The following is a 21,730-nucleotide window of genomic DNA, read 5'->3' as shown; positions in this document are numbered from 1 at the left end:
GATCTAGAGAATCAAAAATTATAAAGCCTGCTTTAAGCAGGCTTTTTTTAAGATACGATTTGGATGGTGCTTGCACCTGCTCCGACAGGATTGACTTGAATTTGCACAGGGATTCGTTCGTGCATTTCTTGAATGTGAGAAATTAGCACGACTTTACGCCCTTGGTTTTGTAGCTGATCCAGAGCATTCATCACCATGTGCAGACTTGAAGCGTCTAGCGTACCAAATCCTTCGTCAATAAATAGGCTTTCAATTTTTGTTGTACCTGATGCCATGCTCGCAATGGCTAAGGATAAAGCGAGCGCGGTTAAGAAAGACTCACCGCCTGAAAGCGAAGAGACCGAGCGGGTTTCACCATCCATATCATGATCGACAATGGCTAGGCTTAATGAGTTTTCAAGGCGCTTTAAGGTATAGCGCTGTGAAAGCATCGCCAATTGCTGATTGGCATATTCAATTAAAATATCGAGGTTATATTGCTGTGCCAAATCACGGAATTTCTTGCCTGTTGCATCGCCCATTAAGCTCGAAATCTTATTCCAACGATGTTCCTCAGATTGGATCTGTTGAATCTGATCGGTAAATTGCTGCTGTTTTGCTACATTGCGTTGATGTACTTCGAGTTTGAGTTTCACTTCATCACGCTGTTCCATCACTTGGGTTATTTGTTCAACCAAACTTTGTAATTGTGAGAGTAGTGCTTCAAATTCGATTTCAGGCTGCAGCATTAAGTGCTGCTGTAGTTGCTCATCCAATGTTTTCTTAGCAGACTGAGCATCGCTATATGCACGTTCAGCCGAGCTAATTTGCTGTTTCAGTTGCAGCTCTTGCTCATGTGTAATTTCACTGAGCTGCTGTAACAAGGCGTCATTAAAATCAATATGCAGCGCTAACCACTGTTGAATACTCAACGCGGCTGCATTTTGTTGAGTTTGCAACTGTAGTTGCTGTGCCTGATATTTTTGCAGTGTTGCTTGTGCCGTATCAAAGGCTTGGCGTCGCTGCTCAAATTGTTGACGTACCGTATTAAACTGAGTCTGCAGCTGTTGTCGGTTTTGCTCAAACTGTAATAACCATTCATGCGGTTTTTCAACAGTTACTTGAGTCATGGTAAAAATAGCTTGGATTGCAAGATCGCTATTTTGTTTACCTTCTTCTAACAGTGTCGAAATGCGTTTTTCAGTTGCAGCAATATTCTCTAGACTGAATTTACTGCGCTGTTTTGCCTGTTCCAGCTGCTGTGTTATTTGATTCAGCTGAGCATTTAGTTCATTACGTTGTTTTAAGGTGTTAAGACGTTGCTGTAATTGAATATAAATTTCTTCAGCAGCGGTGCGGGTTGACTGCTGCCATGCATATTTTTCAGTGTCATCCAATAAAGACAAAATAGGTTGAATATTTTGTTCCGCATGCTGTATTTCTGTCAGCTGCTTTGTCGTGTGCTGAATGTATTGAGTCAAAGTATGGCTGTTTTGCTGCGCCTGTTCATGGGTTTTTAAATCAGCTTCTGTTTGCTGCAAAGATTGCTGTGTTTGTGCAATATGATGCGTTATAGCCGTTTCAAGCAAGCTCAAATCTGAGTGCAAATCGTATGGAATATTCAGTGCATTAAGTGATTGCTCAAGCTGGGTTTGGGCATTGCTCTGTTGCGTGCTGATTGAGGTGAGTTGATGTGCATTGGCTTCAAAGGCAGTGGACTGCTGTGTGCATTTTTTTTGCAGTTGCTGCCACAGATCAAACGTTATTTTTTCCTGCGCTAGTGCTTGCTGTTCCTGCTGTACTTGCAGTTTCAATAGTTCATGGGAAAGCACATCTTGGTTATATGTATAAGGGTGCTCGGTGCTGCCACAGACCAAACATGCTTCACCTGCAACCAGATTTGCTCTGAGCTGTTCAATATTTTCTGCATGCAGTAATCGCTGCTGCTGCAGTAAAGTTTGCAAATTCTCTCGAGCTGCTTTTTGTGCATGAAATTCAGTTTCAGCCATGCTGCATTGCTGCTGATTCTGTGTGAGATCACTTTGCAGTTGGTGCTGGTCTTGCAATTTTTGCTGATGTTCAACATGAATGGCGTGGTAATGCTGCCAATGACTCTTGGTGATATCTAATTGATTGATGCGATTTAATAAGTCTTCACGCGCTGTACGCAAGCCCGTAATTTTCGAGTTAAGTGCTTGGTCTTGCCCAAATTGCTGAATGAGCTGGTCAAGTTGCTGTTGTTTTTGTGCCACTTGTTGCGTGGCTTGAGCGACATCACCATATTGCTGCTCAAATTGCGCATAACTTTGAATAAAACGCTGTAAAGGGCTGAGATGTGCAGACAGTGCTTCATCCAAAATTTGAAAATGTGCTGTTTGCGAGAGTAGGGTATTTTGCTGCGCTATATTTTGTTCTAACTGCTGCTGTACTTGTAACAATTGCTGTTCGGCTTGAAGCAGCGGGACATGCTGATCTTGCAGTTTTTTGAGTTCATCTTTTACAGCAATTAGCTGATCGCCTAGCACTCGGCGGTCGGCAATTCGCGCACGTACTAAATCAATTTGATCTTGATGATCAACTTCAAATTGGTGCTGCTGTTTTTGCTGTAGATCAAGTTGTTTAAATTGAGTTTTTTCATGATTAAACTTAATTTCAATTGCGCTGAACTGCTGCTGTGCTTGAGCCAATTGAGGCTGCAGCGTTGCTATTTCAGTTCTTAAATTCTTGCGTTGAATGATGCTTGGACGGATTGAGGCGAATTTTTCCAGTTGCTGCAATTGCTGCTTCTGCGGCTGCAGTGCATCGAGTTGCTGCTGTTGAATAGCCAAATATTGCTCACGTTGCTGAATATCCGCAATCAGTTTATCTTTGTGTTGAAACCATTGCTGCTGTTTGAGCAATTGCTGCTTTTCACTTTCGAATTTTTGGTAAGACTCTGTATGACTTTGAAAATTCGCCGTGTATAAGGCAAGATCTTCATCCGATAAAATTTCAATATCACCGAGTCGAACTTCCAAAGCCTTACGCTGATTGGCAATTTGCTTGGTTTTTTCAAAGGCCAATTGACCAATTTTCCCGAAAATACTGGAATTGGTTAGATACTCCAATAGCTCGCCACGTTCATTATCACGCGCTTTTAAAAAAGCGGTCACTTCTGACTGAGCCAGTAAAACGGCACGGGTGAACTGTTCAAAACTGAGTTGAGTAATGCGTAAAATTTGGCTCTCAACCGCTTTGGTTTTATCCGCAACAACAGTGCAATCTGTTAAGCATTTCAGTGAGCGCTGTACGCTTTGCAATTTACCGTTTGGGTTTTCACGGGCACGTTTAATTTCCCAACGTGCAGAATAGACTTTTTGGTCTTGAGCAATAAAACTGAGCTCGGCAAAGCCTTGGCCTGTACCACGGCGCAAGACTGTTTGCGGTGAGTTGGTCGGCAGCTCTGAACCATCTACATCGATGAGTTTGCCATCGCTGTCTTTTAAGCGCGGCACACGGTTAAACAGCGCCAAACACATGGCATCTAAAATAGTCGATTTACCAGCACCTGTTTTACCAATAATTGCCACTAAGCCTGCACTTGCTAAGGGTTCAGATTCAAAATCAATAAAATGCTCACCCGCTAAAGATGCCAAGTTTTTAATGCGTATAGATAAAATTTTCATGGCAATTCCTTAAGTGTTCGCATCATCTTCAAGTGATTTTTGTGCTTCATCGACCAAACTTAAAAAATCTTTCATTACGGTGTCATCAGCACCGTAGCCCTGTTTTTCCCAAAGGTTTTGGAATAATTTTTCAGGCGTAGGCGGATCAAGGTTGATTGCGGCTTGCTGCGGATTATTTTGATCTGAATTTAAATAACGGCGGCTGATGCGCACCAAACGATAACGGTTTGGCGCTAGCGCTTCTTCAAATTGCTGTCGTAAATTCGGTGCAGGCGGAGTGTCGGTATGATATTCAATTTCGACATATTCACGCAGATCAATATCTTCAATTTCACCGCTCGGCAAAGCGGATAATTGTGCCAAAACTTCTGGAATTGTGCCTTTGATGCGATGCAATTGCACGCTGCGCGGAATCGCTAAGGACTCTATTTGAAAGCGTGATTCATCGCTTTGAGTCGGGTCAATACTGATATCAAGCACTTGATGCTTATAATTGATTTCACTAAATGACAGGGGAATCGGTGAGCCGCTATAACGGATATGAGTTTGTCCAACTTTTTGCGGTTTATGCAAATGCCCAAGAGCCACGTAGTCAATTACATCATCAAACAGGGCGGTTGAAATTGCTTCTTCATTGCCCATAATAATCGGGCGCTCTGAGTCTGACGTTTCACCGCCTTGCATGTGGGCATGGGACATTAAAATTAAGGCTTGATCTGGAGTTTTACGTGCATTGGCTTCAGCAATTAATTGTTGATGTACATAGGCAATGGCATTTTGACTATTGGTGGTTTGATCATTGAAACCGGTGATCTCGGCAGCACGTAGAAAAGGTAAAGTCAGGCACCATGCCACTACATTTTTGTGTTCATCATAAATCGGTACCAGCAGTCGGTCTAAATCGAGCTGACCTTCGGTATTTTTATGGACCACGCCTACAGCTTTGGCATGGTATTTTTCTAATAAGGGTTCAACTTGTTCAATACGATAGCCTGAGTCATGGTTGCCTGCGATCATCAGGGTTTGCATGTGCGGAGCTCGCTCATGTGCATCTGCTAGAAACTGATACAACTGTTTTTGCGCTCTGGAAGCGGGGTTGATCACATCAAAAACATCGCCTGCAATGAGCAGGGCATGTGGCTGTTTTTGTGCTATTTGTTCAAGCAGCCAATTGAGAAACTGTTCATGTTCGTAGTCACGTGAGTGGTTATAGAAAAATTGTCCTAAATGCCAATCAGAAGTATGAAAAAAACGAACAGTCATGCAAGCCCCAAAAATCAAAAAAATTGATTGGGCTCTAAAGTATCACAGATGGTCACGTTTTCGAGGGCGATTAATCATTCATACGTCAAACTAAGTCGTTCTCGACAAGTAGAAGCTCCCCAATCAAAAACCAAGTGTTTACTGTGCATTTGGATCGACTTGCACAAGGCCAAAGGTATTGTGGTCTGGGTCTAAGAAATAGCCTTGCCAACATTGACCGGGGATCGCAAATTTTTCCATGGCAATTTGGCCATCTTGTACCAGATTTTTCTTAGTGATTTGGTCGAAATCTTTAACTTCAAAACTACGAGTAAATGTATTGGTAATGCAATGCATCGGTGGAGTCTGTACAGAGCATTCTAAGAGGTCACCATGAAGTCTGGGGTTACTGATTAGGGAATCCTGTAACTCGTGTAAATGACCAACCAAAAACGGCAGAATAATAGACAACTTAACGCTTGGTATCAGAACTTTGAATTTCAAAATAGTAGGCTGGTTCATTGTTGTTATATTTTCTTTGATGGATTACACGTTTCAAATAGTAGAGATCTGAAATTAGGTTAAAAAATACCAAGAACTAGGAATATAAAATGTTGTTCTAATCCTGTATATAGGTGAATTATTGTACAGCGGGTATATTGCCTGCATTTGGGGTAGCAGGAGATGCAACATGCCAAATAATCCTTTTGATGAAGAAAAACTTGCAAATAATATGGTGTATAAGACTTTATTAGAGTCTACATTAGCCATTCCTTGGTGTATTGATTGGGACAGTAAAACATTTAGTTATATTGGACCGCAAATTGAAAAGTTACTCGGTTGGAAACAAAGTAGTTGGAAAACGGTAGATGATTGGGCATCACGTATGCACGAGGAAGACCGTAATTATGTACTGAATTATTGTGTTTCACAGTCGATGGCTGGTATAGATCATGAAGCAGATTATCGTGCACTTAAAGAAGATGGTTCATATCTTTGGATACGTGATGTTGTGCATGTCGTGCGTAAACCAAATGGTGATGTAGATTGTCTTGTCGGCTTTATGTTTGATATTTCCGAGCGGAAAAAACAAGAGGAACAACTACAAAAATTGCAACGTCAGCTCGAAGAATATTCATATAAAGATGGCTTAACTGGTATTGCAAATCGACGTTTGTTTGATGACTTTTACCAGCGTGAATGGTTAAACGCAATCCGCACGCAAAAGCCGCTGAGTTTAATTTTGATCGATTTAGATTATTTTAAACAATACAATGACTTGAATGGTCATGTGATTGGGGATACCTGTCTGCGTCAAATTGCTAAAAGTTTGGAATCTTGTTGTACACGACCTCGTGATTTAGTTGCGCGTTTTGGTGGCGAGGAATTTGCTTGGATTTTACCAGAGACCAATGAAGCCGCAGCAGCAGTGATGGCCGATAGAATTATGGATGCCGTGCGTGCTGCACGATTACCGCATAAAGCCTCTGCAGTGTCGGAACTCGTCACACTCAGCATGGGGGTAAAAACCATTATTCCTTCAGATCTGGATAATCCAATGCAATTTCTGGATCAAGTTGATAAAAACCTCTATGTAGCCAAAAGACAGGGGCGTAATCGCTACTGTGCTGCATAACATAGATTTGCAGTTGTGACTTATTTTAAAGTTGCATAGATTTTTCAGTCAGTCGATATTTTATCGGCTGATTTTTTTGGGTGTAGAATATAAAAATTAAATGCTGAATACATAAGGCAAAAAATAAAAGACCGACGATTCGAGTGATGATGAAATCGTCGGTCAAAAAATCGATTTTAAATTTAAGTGATGGCTGCTGTTCATACTTAAATTCAAAATGAAGCTTATTGCTTTTAAAAAGGTCACCGAAACATTGTGGATGCCGTCCAAATCATCGGTTGCTACAGACCTTGTACCCTATATAACGTAGCCGTTTACAGATTGGTTGACATGAAAATGAAAAAAAATGCATTTTTTTTTATACTAGGTGTCAACTTCTTCTTGGGTTAGGGTCATGGTGTCTTTAACACGTTATTTTTTATTGTTTTTTTTCATTTGTTTAATCATGACCTGTATTTGCGGTGTGATCGCTGCATTATTGCCACAGGGTGTAGGTGGTATTTTAACGGTCGTACCCTACCTGATTGCCATGATCGTGGTGTTATTTCGGTTTTTAAATAAAAATCAGAGAGCACCGACACAGGCAGAGCGTAAAAAATTTACCTTAGGTTTTAGCCTGATTTTTTGGTTATATAATTTAGCTTTTGTACTTTTGGGTATCGCAATTTTTTCAAGAAAAGATCCTGAAATTTGGCAAAATTTAATGCTCTATGTTCAACATCCTCAGTTTATGAGTTTAATGGTGATCATGTTGTTACTGATGGCTATCCCTTTGTATTTAATCACCTATTGGTTTTATGGTCCGCAAGCACAGCGGATGGCTGCTCAAAAGTTTGGTGCATAAAGCTTGATCGTTTGGTGATCTTGTTCTATAGATAATAGTATTATTTCATATAGATAGATAAGAACAAATTATGCATCAGCCCACAGTACTGATGACAGGTGGCAGCGGTTTTATTGGCACACATCTCATCAAGGCACTTTTAGCTGCGGATTATAAAGTGATTGGGCTCAGTCGTAAGGCTGGGCGTATTTCTAAATCACCTCATTTAACTTGGGTACAGCAGCTCGATCAAATTCCTCATGACAGAATTGATTATGTGATTAATCTTGCAGGTGAAAGTATCGGCAAAGGTCGCTGGACAGAAACGCGTAAACAGCAATTATTAGAAAGTCGAGTCAAAACCACAGAAGCGCTGTATCAATATTTACGAAAACGTAAAATTTTTCCGAAATGCATTATTTCAGGTTCAGCTGTTGGCTATTATGGTATTGATATTGAAGAACAATGGACAAAAGTGTGCGATGAAAATGCTGCACCACAAGCCATTTTTATGTCAGAGCTATGCCAAAGTTGGGAGCAAGTCACACGCCAATTTCCTGAACAAAATACCATTATCACACGACTAGGTGTGGTCTTGGCTGAAGGTGGCGGAATCTTACCGCAAATGCTGCGACCGATTCAGCTCAATTTGGTCAACAAAATAGGTTCCGGTCGGCAGCCTTTTGTGTGGATACATATACAAGATGTGATCCGAAGTATGCTGTTTTTAATGAAACAAGCAGAGAAAAAACATGCATTGCTTGAACCCACGCCAATCGATTCGCATATTTTCAATTTGGTTGCGCCGGAAAAAACGACGCAGGCTCAGTTTGCGCAGATTGCAGCACGTCAATTAGCCAAAAAGCCGTGGCTCAATGTGCCTGCAACTATCTTTAAAATTTTATTGGGTGAGCAATCGCAATTAATTTTAAATGGTCAATTGGTTCAGCCAGTTGCTTTATTACAGCAAGGCTTTGAGTTTAAATTTCCGACATTAAAAGAAGCCTTGCAGGATTTATTGGCTTAGTTGAATTTGACGGATTGACCATTATTCGACGCTTAATAATGCATCTTGAAACAGGCGAGTCGGACTATAGTGGTCTGCATTGAATGAAGGCGTTTCACCAGTCATTAGTTCAGCCAATAACTGAGCTGAAGCTGGTCCCATGCATAAACCATTTCTAAAATGCCCAAAATTTGCCCATAGATTGTCGTAATTTGGCATCTGCCCAATATACGGAATCCCTTCAGGGGAAGATGGACGCAGGCCAGCCCAAGACTTCACAATTGGAAAGTTGGCAAGCTCTGGCACCATGTCAAAGCACGATTCTTGAATATGCTGCAAAGTAACATCTGTGGTCTGAATATCAAAGCCACATTGGCGCATACTTGAGCCACAAACCACATGACCGTCTTGGCGTGGAATCAAGTACATAACTTTATTCATGCACATGGTCGGCAACCAGTTCTGCGGAGTTTTAAAGAGAAGCATTTGTCCCTGCACGGGTTGTACGGGTATCTCAATGTCTAGTTGTTCACTCCATGCGGCTGACCAAGCGCCCGTGGCAATAACGAATTGATCTGCTGTATGTTGCGTACCATCTGCGGTGGTGATGGACTGGATACGATTGTCCGAACGGTTTAATTGGCGGATCGCGCAATGTTCATAAATCTGAACTTTAGGATGCTGCTGTAAATAAGCTGTTAATGACAGCAAAAGTCGCGGATTACGGATGTTGGCTAATTGTGAAAAATAAATGCCATGTGCAAAGCGTGCTGAAATGTGAGGATTAATCTGCTCAATTTGCTTGGATTGTAAATATTCCGCCTGTTGCATGGGATCTTGGTGCAAACAGGCATAATCTAAGCCGATTTCAAAATCATCTTCATCAAAAATCAGCATGCCAGTTTCATGAATTTCAAAATCAATCCCAGTGATCGGTTTTAATTTTTCATTCCATTTTTGGTAGCTCTGCTTGCCATAACGTGCGAGCGCATTGACTTCATTGGGATATCGCCAGGGATACATCGGGGAGAGGATGCCACCACCAGCCCAAGATGCGGCAGAACCTGTGCGTTGTTGGTCGAAAATCGTCACCGTACAACCGCGTTCAACGAGTTCCAATGCGCTGAGTAAACCACTAATACCCGCCCCAATAATGGCAATATTCATGTTCTTTTAACCGATGAATGTATGAGTTTGATCTTAACTTCAGCAACGCCGAAGTTTTTCTTCCAAGACTGTTTTTTAAATTTTACAGATATAAAAAAGCCTTCCTGAACGTTACCATTTCAGGAAGGCTTTGCAGGTTATTTCATGTCTTTCAACATGAGTGCTGCATCTTCAGCAAAGTAAGTCCAGATCCCATCTGCACCTGCACGGCGGCAGCTCATAAGCGATTCGATAATCACGTTTTCAGATAGCCAACCATTTTGAATGGCACCTGCCAACATGGCGTATTCGCCACTCACTTGATAGACAAAGGTTGGAACACCGAAGTTATCTTTGACTTCACGGACGATATCTAAATATGGCATACCCGGTTTTACAATCACCATGTCGGCGCCTTCTTGAATATCAAGTGCGATTTCATGTAGCGCTTCTGCACGGTTACCGATGTCCATTTGGTAATTGTATTTATTGCCACCTTTGAGGTTGCTTGAAGAACCTACCGCATCACGGAATGGCCCGTAAAAGCTAGACGCATATTTTGCAGAATAAGCCATGATGTTGGTATAGATATGGCCATTGGCTTCAAGCGCTTGGCGAATTGCACCGATACGACCATCCATCATGTCACTTGGTGCAACCACATCTGCACCCGCTTCGGCATGGCTGAGCGCTTGTTTAATTAAGCATTCAACGGTTTCATCATTCAGTACATAGCCGGTATCATCAATGATACCGTCTTGACCATGTGTGGTGTATGGGTCGAGAGCACCATCAGTGATGAGAACCATTTCTGGTAGTTCTTTTTTTAATAAGCGGATGGTGCTTTGGACTAAGCCATCTTCATGCCAAGCTGCTTCAGCCGTTAAGCTTTTATCTTCCTGTGGTGTAACTGGGAACAAAGCTAATTTTGAAACACCCAATTCGAGTAAACGTTCTGCCTTTTTTAGTAACAAGTCAGCAGATAGACGCTGTACGTTTGGCATGCTTGGAATATCTTGAGTTTGTTGCTGGCCTGGCAACACAAATACTGGATAAATGAGATGATCAGTCGTCAGTTGAGTTTCACGCACCATGGCACGAAGCTGGTCATTTTTACGAATGCGACGCATGCGAGTGGCAGGAAAAGCTGGACGATTGAACGTATAGGTCATAACAATCTCATTGATCAGTATTAAACTTTGACTATTGTAGACGCATAATGAGGGTTTGGCGCACCCCGTATTATTTTTTTATTCAATGACAGCGATTCGAGTAGGCTATGACAGATGTAAATAAGAGTTGGACCGGTAATATTGACCTAAACTCGAAGAATGAAATCGATACTTTATTAAATAACATTGCTCAAGCATTTAACAGCTCCCCATTTTTTTTACACAATGCCATGAAAATGACGGTGATCGATGGTCAGATCGAAGCACGTGTGGACATGGCCAGTAATCTAATAGGAAATGTCGCATTCCAAATTTTACATGGTGGTGTTGCGGCAACTTTACTCGACAGTATCGGTGGTATTTCAGCGATGGCTGAATTGTATAAAAAGGCCACAGCTGAAGATCTAGCAGAAACGAGTAAAAAGGTATCTCGCTTAGCGACCGTTGATATGCGTGTGGATTATTTGGCGCCAGGACGTGGACAGTATTTCGTTGCACGAGCTGAAACCTTACGTTTAGGCCGTAAGGGTTGCACTATGCGTATGACCATGGTTAATGATGAAGGTAAAGCGATTGCAACGGCGATTGCATCGTATGCTTATTAAGCCATTTTTAAGTTAACACATTCAAAATGATGAAAAAATAAAGTCCAGCATTGGCAGCAGGGCATGATTTTATCCTGTTGCCGACGAAAAAAAGACTGACGAGTTACATTTTCTATTCTCAGGATATGATTTTTTAGCTTTAAAATGCCGGAAAATTGAAGAAGATAGACTTTCTCACGACACCATTATCTGACAGCAAAGTTGACATGCTTTGCAAAGCTCATGATGCCATGACCAAGTCTGCTAGATTTAGGACAAATCTATGACAGATACCGTTAGTAACCTGCCAGAAACCCCATCTACAGAGCAGCCCACCGATCAGGAATTAAAAGCACGCAGAAAAAAAGGCCTTGGTATAGTGGCTGTATTGATCGTGATTGCTTTGGTGATGTATTTGATTTGGTCAATATTTCTAAATCATTCCGTCAGTACCGATAATGCCTATGTCGGTGCAGAAACAGCGTCGATTACCTCTATGGTCACGGGGCAAGTGGCAGAGGTTTTGGTGAGTGATACGCAGCAAGTGAAAAAAGGCGATGTGCTTGTTCGCATTGATGCTCGTGATGCTGAAATTGCCTTAGCTCAGGCACAGGCTGAATTACTTAAAGCAAAACGCCAATACAAACAAACTGCGGCGAATAGTAGTTCTTTAAACTCACAAATCTTTGTCAGTGAGGATGCAATTCATAGTGCAAGCGCACAAGTGGCCAAGGCACAAGCCGATCTGAATAAAGCACAAGATGAATTACAACGCCGTCAACAATTGGCTGCTTCAGGTGCGATTTCTAAAGAAGAATTAAGCACAGCGCAAAGTGCTGTGAATACCGCTAAAGCCAGTTTTGATGTGGCTCAAGCAGGGCTCGCTCAAGCCAAATCTAGTCAAAAAGCGGCACAAAGTAATAAAGCGGCGAATGATGCATTAATTCAAGACAGCAATGAAAACTCAACCCCAGATGTTTTAGTTGCACAAGCACGTCTACAACAAGCTCAGTTGGACTTAGAACGTACACAAATCAAAGCACCCTTTGATGGTGTAGTGACACGTCGTAATATTCAAGTTGGGCAACGCATTGCACCGGGAACGTCATTAATGATGGTGGTACCAGTCTCTCAGTTATATGTCGATGCCAACTTTAAAGAAAGCCAATTGGCAGGGGTGCAAGCGGGTCAAAAAGTTGAACTGACGTCTGATCTGTATGGTGACAAAGTTAAATTTAATGGCATAGTCACTGGTTTTTCTGGTGGCACAGGTTCAGCATTTGCCTTGATTCCAGCACAAAATGCCACAGGAAACTGGATTAAAGTGGTTCAGCGTTTACCTGTAAGGATACGTTTAGATCCAAAAGAGTTGGCAGAACACCCACTACGTGTGGGGCTGTCTATGGAAGCGACGATTGACCTGAAATCGAAGTAATTGCCTATGAATCAGCAAATGCAAATGACTGACCTGAAAGGTGGTCGTCTGATTCTCGCTGCCTTGGTCTTGGCATTGGCGAACTTTATGGTTGTGCTCGACATGACCATTGCCAATGTATCTGTGCCGCATATTACCGGTAGCCTTGCAGTATCGGCATCCCAAGGGACATGGGTCATTACCTCCTATGCTGTGGCAGAAGCGATTTGTGTGCCATTAACCGGTTGGCTCGCTGGGCGCTTTGGTTCTGTACGGGTTTTTGTGATCAGCCTGTTTGGCTTTACTGTATTTTCGATACTGTGTGGTTTATCGACCAGTTTGGAAATGTTGGTGTTTTGCCGAATTGGGCAAGGTTTGTTTGGTGGTCCGATTATGCCACTGAGCCAAACGTTGTTAATGCGCATTTTCCCTCCTGAAAAGCAATCCCAAGCCATGGGGATGTGGGCAATGACCACTGTAGTTGGCCCTATTTTAGGTCCAATTTTGGGTGGTACGATCAGTGATAATTTATCTTGGCATTGGATTTTCTTTATCAATATTCCTGTCGGAATCGGTTGTGCTATCGCAGCGATGCGCTTACTGAAAACGGCTGAAACTCCAACACAGAAATTGAAAATTGACCGCGGTGGCTTGCTGCTGTTGGTGTTGTGGATCGGTGCCTTGCAATTGATGTTGGACTTAGGCCATGAGCGAGATTGGTTTAATAATTCATTTATCGTGGTGTTGGCACTGACGGCATTTGTCGGGTTGATCGTTTTCACGATTTGGGAGCTGACTGAGCGGCATCCAGTGGTGAATATACTGCTGTTTAAGTACCGAAGTTTTACCATTTCAGTCTTGGCTTTGGCGTTTGGTTTTGGTGCCTTCTTTGGCAGTATTGTCCTGATTCCGCAGTGGTTACAAATTAACTTGGGCTATACCGCAACGTGGGCCGGTTATCTCACTGCAACTATGGGCGTCGGTAGTTTGACCATGTCGCCAATTGTTGCAAAGCTTGCAACCAAATACGATCAACGTGCTTTGGCGAGTTTTGGTTTAAGTATCTTGGGCGGAGTCACCCTTATGCGCGCCTTTTGGACTACGGATGCAGACTTTATGGCTTTGGCTTTACCGCAGATATTACAAGGTTTTGCCGTGCCATTTTTCTTTATTCCTTTGTCCAATATGGCCTTGGCATCTGTACTGCCACAAGACATGGCATCTGCAGCAGGTTTGATGAACTTCTTAAGAACCATGGCAGGGGCAATTGGAGCGTCGATTGCAGTAACCATTTGGGATGATCACACCAAAGTCGCACGCAGTGAAATGGTCAGTAATTTACATGTTACCGAGGTACAAAATACCTTGGTGAATCATGGAATGAGTTCAGAAGCCGCATTGGGTTACATCTCCAGTTTGGTGGATAAAGAAGCCTTAACGCTTTCAGCCAATCATGTGTTTTTAGTACTGGCCGGTGTCTTCATATTCGCTGCACTCATCATTTGGCTCTGCCCACGGCCTAAAGCAGGTGTGGGTGGTGGTCATGCACATTAAATATTATCAAGTATAAACAAACCGCTCGAATGAGCGGTTATTTTTATTGCGCACGGTGTAGATTGAAAAAAATTAAAGGTCCGAGCGCGCCCGTTTGAGTGCAGATTGCCACTGGGCCAAATGAAATTCACATTGATCAGCATTCATTTTGGGTTCAAAAGCACGTTCTAATTGCCATGATGCGGCAATTTCATCAAGATTTGAAAACACACCCGCTTTGAGTCCGGCCATTGCGGCAGCGCCCCATGCTGTTGATTCTAAAAGTTTAGGACGCAGTACAGGCACATTTAAAATATCGGCCTGAAATTGCATCAGCATATCATTGCTACTGGCACCGCCATCGACCCGGAGTTCTTTAAGTGGACTAGACAGGTCGGACTGCATGGCGGTCAATACATCCGACACTTGAAAAGCAATAGCCTCTAAGGCGGCACGAGCTATGTGGGATTTATTTGTACCACGTGACATTCCACAGAGGAGGGCACGGGCATCACTATCCCAATGCGGAGCGCCTAGCCCAGTAAAGGCAGGAACCAGAACCACGCCATCGGTGTGTTCAACTTGGGACGCAAGTTTTTCAACATCACTGCTTTTTTGAATAATCCCTAAACCGTCTCTTAGCCATTGCACGATAGCGCCAGCCATAAATACACTGCCTTCAAGTGCATAATGGGTTTGACCTTGAGCTTGCCATGCAAGGGTCGAGAGTAATTTATTGTGGCTATATTGAACTTCGGTGCCGGTGTTAAAGAGCATGAAACAGCCGGTACCATAGGTATTTTTTGCTGTTCCTGCGTCAAAGCATGACTGTCCAAATAGCGCAGATTGCTGGTCACCTAAGATGCCGGTAATGGGAATGTTTGCGCCAAGTAAACCTGTAGCGGTATCTGCAATATATTCATCTGAACTGATGATTTTAGGGAGGACCGACAGGGGAATATCGAATAATTCTAAGAGTTCTTCATCCCAAGCTTGTTGCTGTAAGTTCATTAGCATGGTTCGTGAGGCATTGCTGGCTTCAATCACATGCTCTGCACCTTGCGTCAGGTTCCACACCAACCAACTGTCAATCGTGCCAAAAGCCACATGACCTTGCTCTGCGAGTTCACGTAGACCTTGAGTGTGCTCTAATAACCAAACCAATTTGCCAGCACTAAAATAGGGATCGATACGTAAACCGGTCTTTTTGTGAATGAGGTCATTGAGGTTTTGTTGGGTCAGTTGTCCACACCACTCGGTTGCACGGCGGTCTTGCCAAACAATTGCAGGAGCAAGCGGTTGACCTGTGCGTTTATCCCAAACCACAGTGGTTTCACGCTGATTGGTCAGTCCAATGGCTTTAATATCTTTTGCGAGGATACGAGCAGAAGCGAGTGCTTGTTGCACGACGGCAATTTGTGTACTCCAAATTTCTTGAGCATCTTGCTCCACCCAACCCGAATGCGGGGTTTGAATATGGGTTTCCCGTTGAGCTGTAGCTTGAACTTGTCCATGTTCGTTAAAAATGATCGCACGACTTGAAGTCGTTCCTTGATCGAGTGCCAATAAAAAGCTCATATATTTTTCTTTTGCGGTCTTGAAAAATAAAATATTAACGCAATTATGTAATTAAGCGCAGATCAATGTGTAATTGTTTCGAAATTGCATCGCAATTTTTTGAAGTTATGCTATGATGACGCTACTTTGGGGATGTTTCTGGCTTCGACGCTGGTGATGAAACTCATAGATGCATGTCGAGAGCGCATTTTCTCTCGTAAATCAAATTTGCATATTTTAGTCGCAAACGACGAAACTTACGCTCTAGCTGCCTAAGGGCAGCTTGTCCGCATCCCTGAATACTTGTGGTTAGGGGTCCCGACTGAAGCGAACGCACACAAGTCCGTATAAGATCAAGCCTTGGGGTCTTATACTAAATCTTAAAGGATCGCGATTTGTACCCTGTTCGTCGGGTCACAAAGAGCTAAATCAATAGACGATATCTAAGCATGTAGTATTCTCGAGCGTAGTGCTGGCGGACGCGGGTTCAACTCCCGCCATCTCCACCAAATTCCTAAAAAAGCCTTTAAGCTTAATGTTTAAAGGCTTTTTTATTGGCTGTATTGCCTGTCGCTTGAGCAGTGCACCTCAATTTTTGCCTTTTACGGGTAATTATTGGAAAAATTTATCCATTTAATTTTTAGTCTAGATAATGGGTATATAGATTAACTCATAGATACGAGATGCAGAAAAGCACAGCCCCAAGATAAGTATTACCGCCTTTCAGATGAAAATGGCTCATCACTATTAATCATACCCATTGGACAAAAAGAAAGAAACGTATGCTATACCGTTCAAGGTGAACGCAATTCTGATTCATTCTGTCTATATCCTGAGGGGGAATTTAAAGAAAGCAAGAGAGCTTGCCATTGAACTGAAATAAATGTATTACAAGTCAGTCTATTACAAATATATCAAGCTATTTTTTAAAGTGGTCGTTGAGAATCAAAGAATAAATAGTCATGATCTAAAAATGATAATTTGCTTTATTCAACTCTTTTGAGACAACAGTGTAATCTTTAATCCCTTAGGAAAATTCGGTTCAAATTGGATGGTATAAGCATATTGTTGCAGCATTATTTTGACCAAAGATAAGCCCAGTCCATGACCTTTCTGCTGAGCCGATTTACGCCAAAAACGTTGCCCTAAGTAACGAATGTCTTCGGCATTTAAATGTCGGCCGTTATCTTGAATGCGTAACGTATTTTCCTGCATTTTCACCTCAATCACATCAGCGTTTGCATGCAATAAGGCATTTTCAAGCAGGTTTTTAAGAACAGAATACAAGACAAATTCAGGTAATGCCAAATTACCAAGACTGTGCCAATCGACCTGAATTTTAGCTGTTGCTTCAGGATAAATTAGTGCTAAATCATCAAGTACTTTGGCAATAATGGGCTGTACCTGAATGCTTGCTTTGATCTGTTCAATAGATTGATCGGTATTCGATAACATCAGTAATTGCTCAAGTAAATCAGCATAGCGACGGACACTTTGATTTGCTTGATCCAAGCTATATTGCAATTTCATATTGCCGTCCGTTTTTGCCATCAGTTGTGCCAATTGCACATTGGTTTTAATTGCGGTTAAAGGACTCCGTAATTCATGCGCCGCGTATGCACTAAAGACTTTTTCATTTTCAAGACTTTGATGCAGTTTATGGACTAAGCGATTCGAATTTTGCACAAAAGGGTAGACCTCTGAGGGCATGGTATTGGCATCTAAGCTCGTTAAATATTGGCTTGCTTCATTGAGCGATAAATTAGACTGACTTAAATCGCTTACAACCTGATCCAAGGCTTTAAATTCCCGACGAATAATCAAAACAATTAAGCCGATACACAACAATAATGACAAGATCAGCGGAATTAAGACCGATTGCAAAATCTGTTTTAGCAAAGACTCCCGCAAAAACATACGCTCTGCAGCCACCACTTGAATCTCACCACGGCGTAACACATAACTGCGCCATTGCGTCTCACCTTGTTGCCAAGTACTAAAACCAACTGCTTGCTGACTTAAATCTTTCGGTGCACCGCGTGTTTTGGCAATGACATGCTGTCCTACACTGATGTCAGAGCTAAATAAAGATACTTCGCAAGCGATCAATTGTTCTTGATCTGTGGAATGAAGTTGTTGGACTAAGGCAGACTTATCCAAACTTTGCAGTGGTAATTGTTGAATCAGTCGTGCGACCATTTGTGCGGAGGCATGCAAACGTTGATCTAAGGTGTCCTGAAGACGCTTTTGTAAGTCGATATACAGCCAAACAAACACCACACTCCATAAGCCGATCATCACAGCCAGAAGACTGCTGACCAAGCGCCATTTTAAGCTGTGTGATTTTTGCATGGCATTGACTCAGGAATTTTAAACATATAACCGACGCCCCGAATGGTCTGGATATAGTCCGCATGCAATTTTTGCCGTAAATGATAAATATGGACATTCAGGGCATTACTTTCAATGCTATCTTGAAAGCCGTATAACTTATCTAACAGCACTTCATTTTTAAGCACTTGATTTGGATGGCTCATCAAGGTTTCAAGCAAACTGTATTCACGTCGTGAAAGCTGAATAATCTGATCTTGATAATGGACTTCTTGAGTGTCTTTATTGAGCATTAAGTGGTCAAATTGAATGACATTCGATGAAAAACCGCGGTGACGTCGGGTGAGTGCATGAACCCGTGCAATTAGTTCATCCAGTTCAAAAGGCTTAGTCAAATAGTCATCGGCACCGACATTTAATGCCTCAACACATTGCTGGGTCTGTAACCGTGCAGTTAAAACCAAAACAGGAACATGAATGTGATCTCTGCGCCATGATCGCAGTAAGTCTAAACCATCTTGATCCGGTAGGCCTAAATCCAGCAAACATAAATCGACTGCACTGTGGCGGATAAAATAATCTGCATCACGCGCATGACTCACATGTTCTACTGAAATATTTAAAAAATCCAATGTGGCACAAATACTTGAGGCAATATATGGATCATCTTCAACCAAAACAACAAACATAGCGTTTTCCTGACTTCCTGCCTGTATTTTATAAATGATTTATCTTGTTAATGCTCCCTTAATTTATGCTTTTGCATAATCAACCAAAATAGATTTATGTCGGGTATTAAAGTCATCTATGCGTATAGGGTTAGTAGGGTTGTGTGGAATATTCAGCATTTTGAGTATGCAAACAGCATCCGCTGATTTTTTACCCCCTGATCAAGCATTTGCTTTTCAGGCTGTATCGACAGCGCAAGACAAAGCCATCTTCACGTGGCGTATTGCTGATGGCTATTATCTGTATCATGATCAGCTTAAAGTCATTGAAAATGGCAAAGCATTATCACTGCAACTGCCTCGTCCACAGCAAAAAGATGACCCCAATTTCGGCATGACCGAAGTGCATTATGGACAAGTGCAAGCAACTGTCGCCATGCAACCGAAGCAAAGCTATAAAATTGAATGGCAAGGCTGTGCCGAAAGTGGCTTATGTTATCCAGTTCAGCGCACCACCATTCAAACCGATGCCGATGGATTATTGCCTGAAAGCAAGCTGAGTCAGCAAAGTACAACGCAAAAGAAATTATTAGATGCAGTCACATCGTCGTCATTACCCAATACTGCAGTACCTGTAGAACCACAGGCGAAAAACACTGAAACTGCAACATTTGAAACTCAAGCCAAAAAAAATAAAGCAGAAGTCAAAGAGGATGAAAATGGCTTAAATCCATCTTCTGAACCGACTGCATTAACAGGACCTAGCGAAGCCAGTGCGCCAGTGCTAGATGATGCCTTGATGATGCAGGCAAGTTCAGAATCTGTTACTACAACAAATGCTGAACAGCGCACGAAGCAGGCCGATTGGAACAATGATCAGTACTTCTTTCACTTACTTTCAACAGACAATATTGCACTGAATCTGATCATTTTCTTAGGTTTAGGTGTATTGCTCGCATTCTTACCATGTTCCTTACCACTGATTCCGATCTTATCCAGTATTTTGGTACAACGTCATCGTGGCTATCGTGCTGGCATGATTGCAGGTGTCTTTGTGGTCGGAATGGCATTGATTTATGCCTTGATGGGTTTAGCTGTGGCTGGACTTGGCTATAACTTCCAACGTTGGTTACAAAGTCCCATCTTTATTGGGTTATTTGCCGTGATGTTCGTGCTGTTTGCATTGAATTTATTTGGCATATTCCAGTTGTCTTTACCACAAGGTGTATTACAGCGTTTAGATCAATGGCAACAACGACAAAAAGGTGGAACCTTATGGGGTTCATTCATTATGGGTATGATCTCTGCGCTAATTGTCGGACCCTGTATGAGTGCGCCATTGGCAGGGGCTTTGCTGTTTGTTGCGCAATTGCCTGAACCGTGGATGGGGGCTAGTTACCTGTTTATTCTAGGTCTAGGTGTGGGCTTGCCATTGTTGATTGCTTGTGTGTTTGGTGCACAGTACTTACCCAAACCGGGCGTATGGATGGATCGTCTGAAATTCACTTTTGGTTTTGTCATGCTGTTGTTGGCGGTGTATTTCCTACGTCCTTTACTGCCGAGCGTGGTTTATTTGACGTTGATGGGACTCCTATTAATCGGTATTACCATTTACATTTTATGGAAGATACGTCCGCATATTTTGCAAATGCCGACGCAACTGCTGTTCATTGCAATGAGCTTAGCTACTGCAATATCGGGTGGATGGTATGTCAAGCAAGCATGGTCACAACTGAGTACGACACAAGCCACAACATTAGTCGCATGGCAAAAAGTACGTACCCAAGCTGAGCTTGAACAGGCACTGAATCAAGTCAAAGGACAAGCAGTGCTCATAGATGTGTATGCCGATTGGTGTGTGGCTTGTCAGCCGATTGAAAAAGAGGTGTTACCTCGTGCCGATGTACAAACAGCTTTAGATGCTGTTGCTCGAATCAAACTCGACTTAACAGAATACGAAGTAAGTCAGGATGTCATACTAAAAGAATGGCAAATTTTAGGGCCACCGACTTTAATTTTCTTAGATACAGAGCATCAGGAACAGCGCAATCTACGTTTGACGGGCACCTTTAGTGCAGCGCAACTCTTGAGCCGATTAAACCGAGGTACACCGCCATGATCTCAAGCGAAGCACTGCATCTTGGACCATTCATGTTGCCTTGGGGACTGTTGTGTTTGGTGTTGGCTTTGCTGGTCAGTGCCATGATTGGACGAAAAGTCGGGCAAGAAGCACAGTGGTCAACCGAAATCCAACAGCGTTTCCAAGATTCGATTTGGAGTAGTGTTTGGATCGGATTACTCGGTGCACGCCTAGTCTTTATTGGATTAAATCTGGAATCTTATCTCGCATCGCCAATTGATATGCTGAAAATTCAAGACAAAGGGTTTCATCTGATTGGCGGAATAATTATAGGAAGTGCATGGTTTTGGTGGCGAAATTCAGCCATTGCGAACAAAGCAAAAGCCACATTATTACTGATCTTTGTCCTGCTTATGGGGGCAGGATGGACAGTACAAAAAATCATGCATCAAGATAGCCATTATCCAAATTTGAGTTTTCCAAGTCTGAACCTAACAAGTCAAGGTCGGTCAGAAATGATTGCGCTAAAACAATTTCAAGGTCAGCCCACGGTTGTGAATTTATGGGCGAGTTGGTGTCCGCCGTGTCATCGTGAAATGCCTGTATTACAGCGTGCGCAGGATCAGCACCCTGAGGTGCATTTTGTCATGCTCAATCAAGGCGAAGAGGTCGAAACCGTCCGTGCTTATCTCACAAAAAATCAATTCAGTTTTCAATATGTTTTGCTCGATATGCAGGGTGAAATGCCACAAGCAGTGAACAGTTTAGGTTTACCCACTACCTTATTTTTCAATGCACAAGGTCAGTTGATTGCGCGTCATCAAGGCGAACTCAGTCAAGCGATGTTGCAACAATACTTAAAGAAAATGAATCCATAAATTGATCATAGGATAT

15 protein-coding genes, 1 other RNA gene and 1 pseudogene are annotated in these 21,730 nt (G+C 42.4%); 9 read left to right on the top strand and 8 right to left on the bottom strand.

From position 1 onward, the window contains the following. Positions 1-47: 47 nt before the first annotated feature. From G0029_RS12115 to G0029_RS12105, 3 genes and pseudogenes are all read right to left on the bottom strand, one after another. The gene (locus tag G0029_RS12115) at positions 48-3,644 is read right to left on the bottom strand and encodes an AAA family ATPase (protein ID WP_180108021.1); all 3,597 of its coding nucleotides are present in this window, start codon (positions 3,642-3,644) and stop codon (positions 48-50) included. Between the two features lie 9 nt (positions 3,645-3,653). Then, positions 3,654-4,907: an exonuclease SbcCD subunit D gene (locus tag G0029_RS12110; RefSeq protein ID WP_180108022.1), complete on the bottom strand. Its 1,254-nt coding sequence runs from the start codon at positions 4,905-4,907 to the stop codon at positions 3,654-3,656. A 138-nt stretch (positions 4,908-5,045) separates the two neighbouring features. Beyond that, positions 5,046-5,433, bottom strand: a pseudogene (locus G0029_RS12105) (VOC family protein). A 144-nt stretch (positions 5,434-5,577) separates the two neighbouring features. Between G0029_RS12105 and G0029_RS12100 the strand changes: the two are divergent. From G0029_RS12100 to G0029_RS12090, 3 genes are all read left to right on the top strand, one after another. After that, positions 5,578-6,522 (top strand): GGDEF domain-containing protein, encoded by a 945-nt coding sequence (locus G0029_RS12100; protein WP_111885262.1) that lies wholly within the window; start codon positions 5,578-5,580, stop codon positions 6,520-6,522. Positions 6,523-6,916: 394 nt separating this feature from the next. Then, complete coding sequence (locus G0029_RS12095; RefSeq protein WP_078193094.1) at positions 6,917-7,366, top strand: ABZJ_00895 family protein; 450 nt, start codon at positions 6,917-6,919, stop codon at positions 7,364-7,366. Between the two features lie 70 nt (positions 7,367-7,436). Continuing rightward, positions 7,437-8,372, top strand: a complete 936-nt coding sequence (locus G0029_RS12090; protein WP_180108023.1) for a TIGR01777 family oxidoreductase — start codon at positions 7,437-7,439, stop codon at positions 8,370-8,372. A gap of 21 nt (positions 8,373-8,393) precedes the next feature. On the opposite strand, the gene thiO is transcribed toward G0029_RS12090, so the two are convergent. Together thiO and hemB are read right to left on the bottom strand one after the other, a co-directional pair. Beyond that, on the bottom strand, positions 8,394-9,518 hold the full coding sequence (gene thiO / locus G0029_RS12085; protein ID WP_180108024.1) for a glycine oxidase ThiO: 1,125 nt from the start codon (positions 9,516-9,518) through the stop codon (positions 8,394-8,396). A gap of 137 nt (positions 9,519-9,655) precedes the next feature. Continuing rightward, the gene (gene hemB / locus G0029_RS12080) at positions 9,656-10,669 is read right to left on the bottom strand and encodes a porphobilinogen synthase (protein WP_180010032.1); all 1,014 of its coding nucleotides are present in this window, start codon (positions 10,667-10,669) and stop codon (positions 9,656-9,658) included. Positions 10,670-10,776: 107 nt separating this feature from the next. Between hemB and G0029_RS12075 the strand changes: the two genes are divergently transcribed. From G0029_RS12075 to G0029_RS12065, 3 genes are all read left to right on the top strand, one after another. Beyond that, positions 10,777-11,274, top strand: coding sequence for a thioesterase family protein (locus tag G0029_RS12075; protein WP_180108025.1), 498 nt, complete (start codon positions 10,777-10,779; stop codon positions 11,272-11,274). A 262-nt stretch (positions 11,275-11,536) separates the two neighbouring features. Next, the gene (locus tag G0029_RS12070) at positions 11,537-12,688 is read left to right on the top strand and encodes an efflux RND transporter periplasmic adaptor subunit (protein WP_180108026.1); all 1,152 of its coding nucleotides are present in this window, start codon (positions 11,537-11,539) and stop codon (positions 12,686-12,688) included. Positions 12,689-12,694: 6 nt separating this feature from the next. Then, positions 12,695-14,221 (top strand): DHA2 family efflux MFS transporter permease subunit, encoded by a 1,527-nt coding sequence (locus G0029_RS12065; RefSeq protein ID WP_180108027.1) that lies wholly within the window; start codon positions 12,695-12,697, stop codon positions 14,219-14,221. A 72-nt stretch (positions 14,222-14,293) separates the two neighbouring features. Here the strand turns inward: G0029_RS12065 and glpK are convergent, their stop codons facing one another. After that, positions 14,294-15,778, bottom strand: a complete 1,485-nt coding sequence (glpK, locus tag G0029_RS12060; RefSeq protein ID WP_180108028.1) for a glycerol kinase GlpK — start codon at positions 15,776-15,778, stop codon at positions 14,294-14,296. Between the two features lie 128 nt (positions 15,779-15,906). On the opposite strand from glpK, the gene ssrA reads away from it, so the two are divergent. Next, positions 15,907-16,266, top strand: a transfer-messenger RNA (tmRNA) gene (ssrA, locus tag G0029_RS12055). Positions 16,267-16,747: 481 nt separating this feature from the next. Here ssrA and G0029_RS12050 read toward each other — a convergent pair. Further along, positions 16,748-18,109, bottom strand: coding sequence for an ATP-binding protein (locus G0029_RS12050; RefSeq protein ID WP_180108029.1), 1,362 nt, complete (start codon positions 18,107-18,109; stop codon positions 16,748-16,750). Further along, entirely contained in the window at positions 18,088-18,777 is a 690-nt protein-coding gene (locus tag G0029_RS12045) for a response regulator transcription factor (protein WP_180108030.1), read from the bottom strand. The genes G0029_RS12050 and G0029_RS12045 overlap by 22 nt, the downstream gene beginning before the upstream one ends. A 166-nt stretch (positions 18,778-18,943) precedes the next feature. On the opposite strand from G0029_RS12045, the gene dsbD reads away from it, so the two are divergent. Further along, positions 18,944-20,875, top strand: a complete 1,932-nt coding sequence (gene dsbD / locus G0029_RS12040) for a protein-disulfide reductase DsbD (RefSeq protein ID WP_227591822.1) — start codon at positions 18,944-18,946, stop codon at positions 20,873-20,875. Next, a complete protein-coding gene (locus tag G0029_RS12035) occupies positions 20,872-21,714 on the top strand; it encodes a TlpA disulfide reductase family protein (protein WP_180108032.1) in 843 nt (280 codons plus the stop codon). Before dsbD ends, G0029_RS12035 begins: the two co-directional genes overlap by 4 nt. Positions 21,715-21,730: the final 16 nt, after the last annotated feature.

Origin of the sequence: Acinetobacter sp. YH12138 (assembly GCF_015218525.1) — a bacterium.
GTDB classification, from domain to species: domain Bacteria; phylum Pseudomonadota; class Gammaproteobacteria; order Pseudomonadales; family Moraxellaceae; genus Acinetobacter; species Acinetobacter amyesii.
This window is presented reverse-complemented; position numbering and strand designations above follow the sequence as displayed.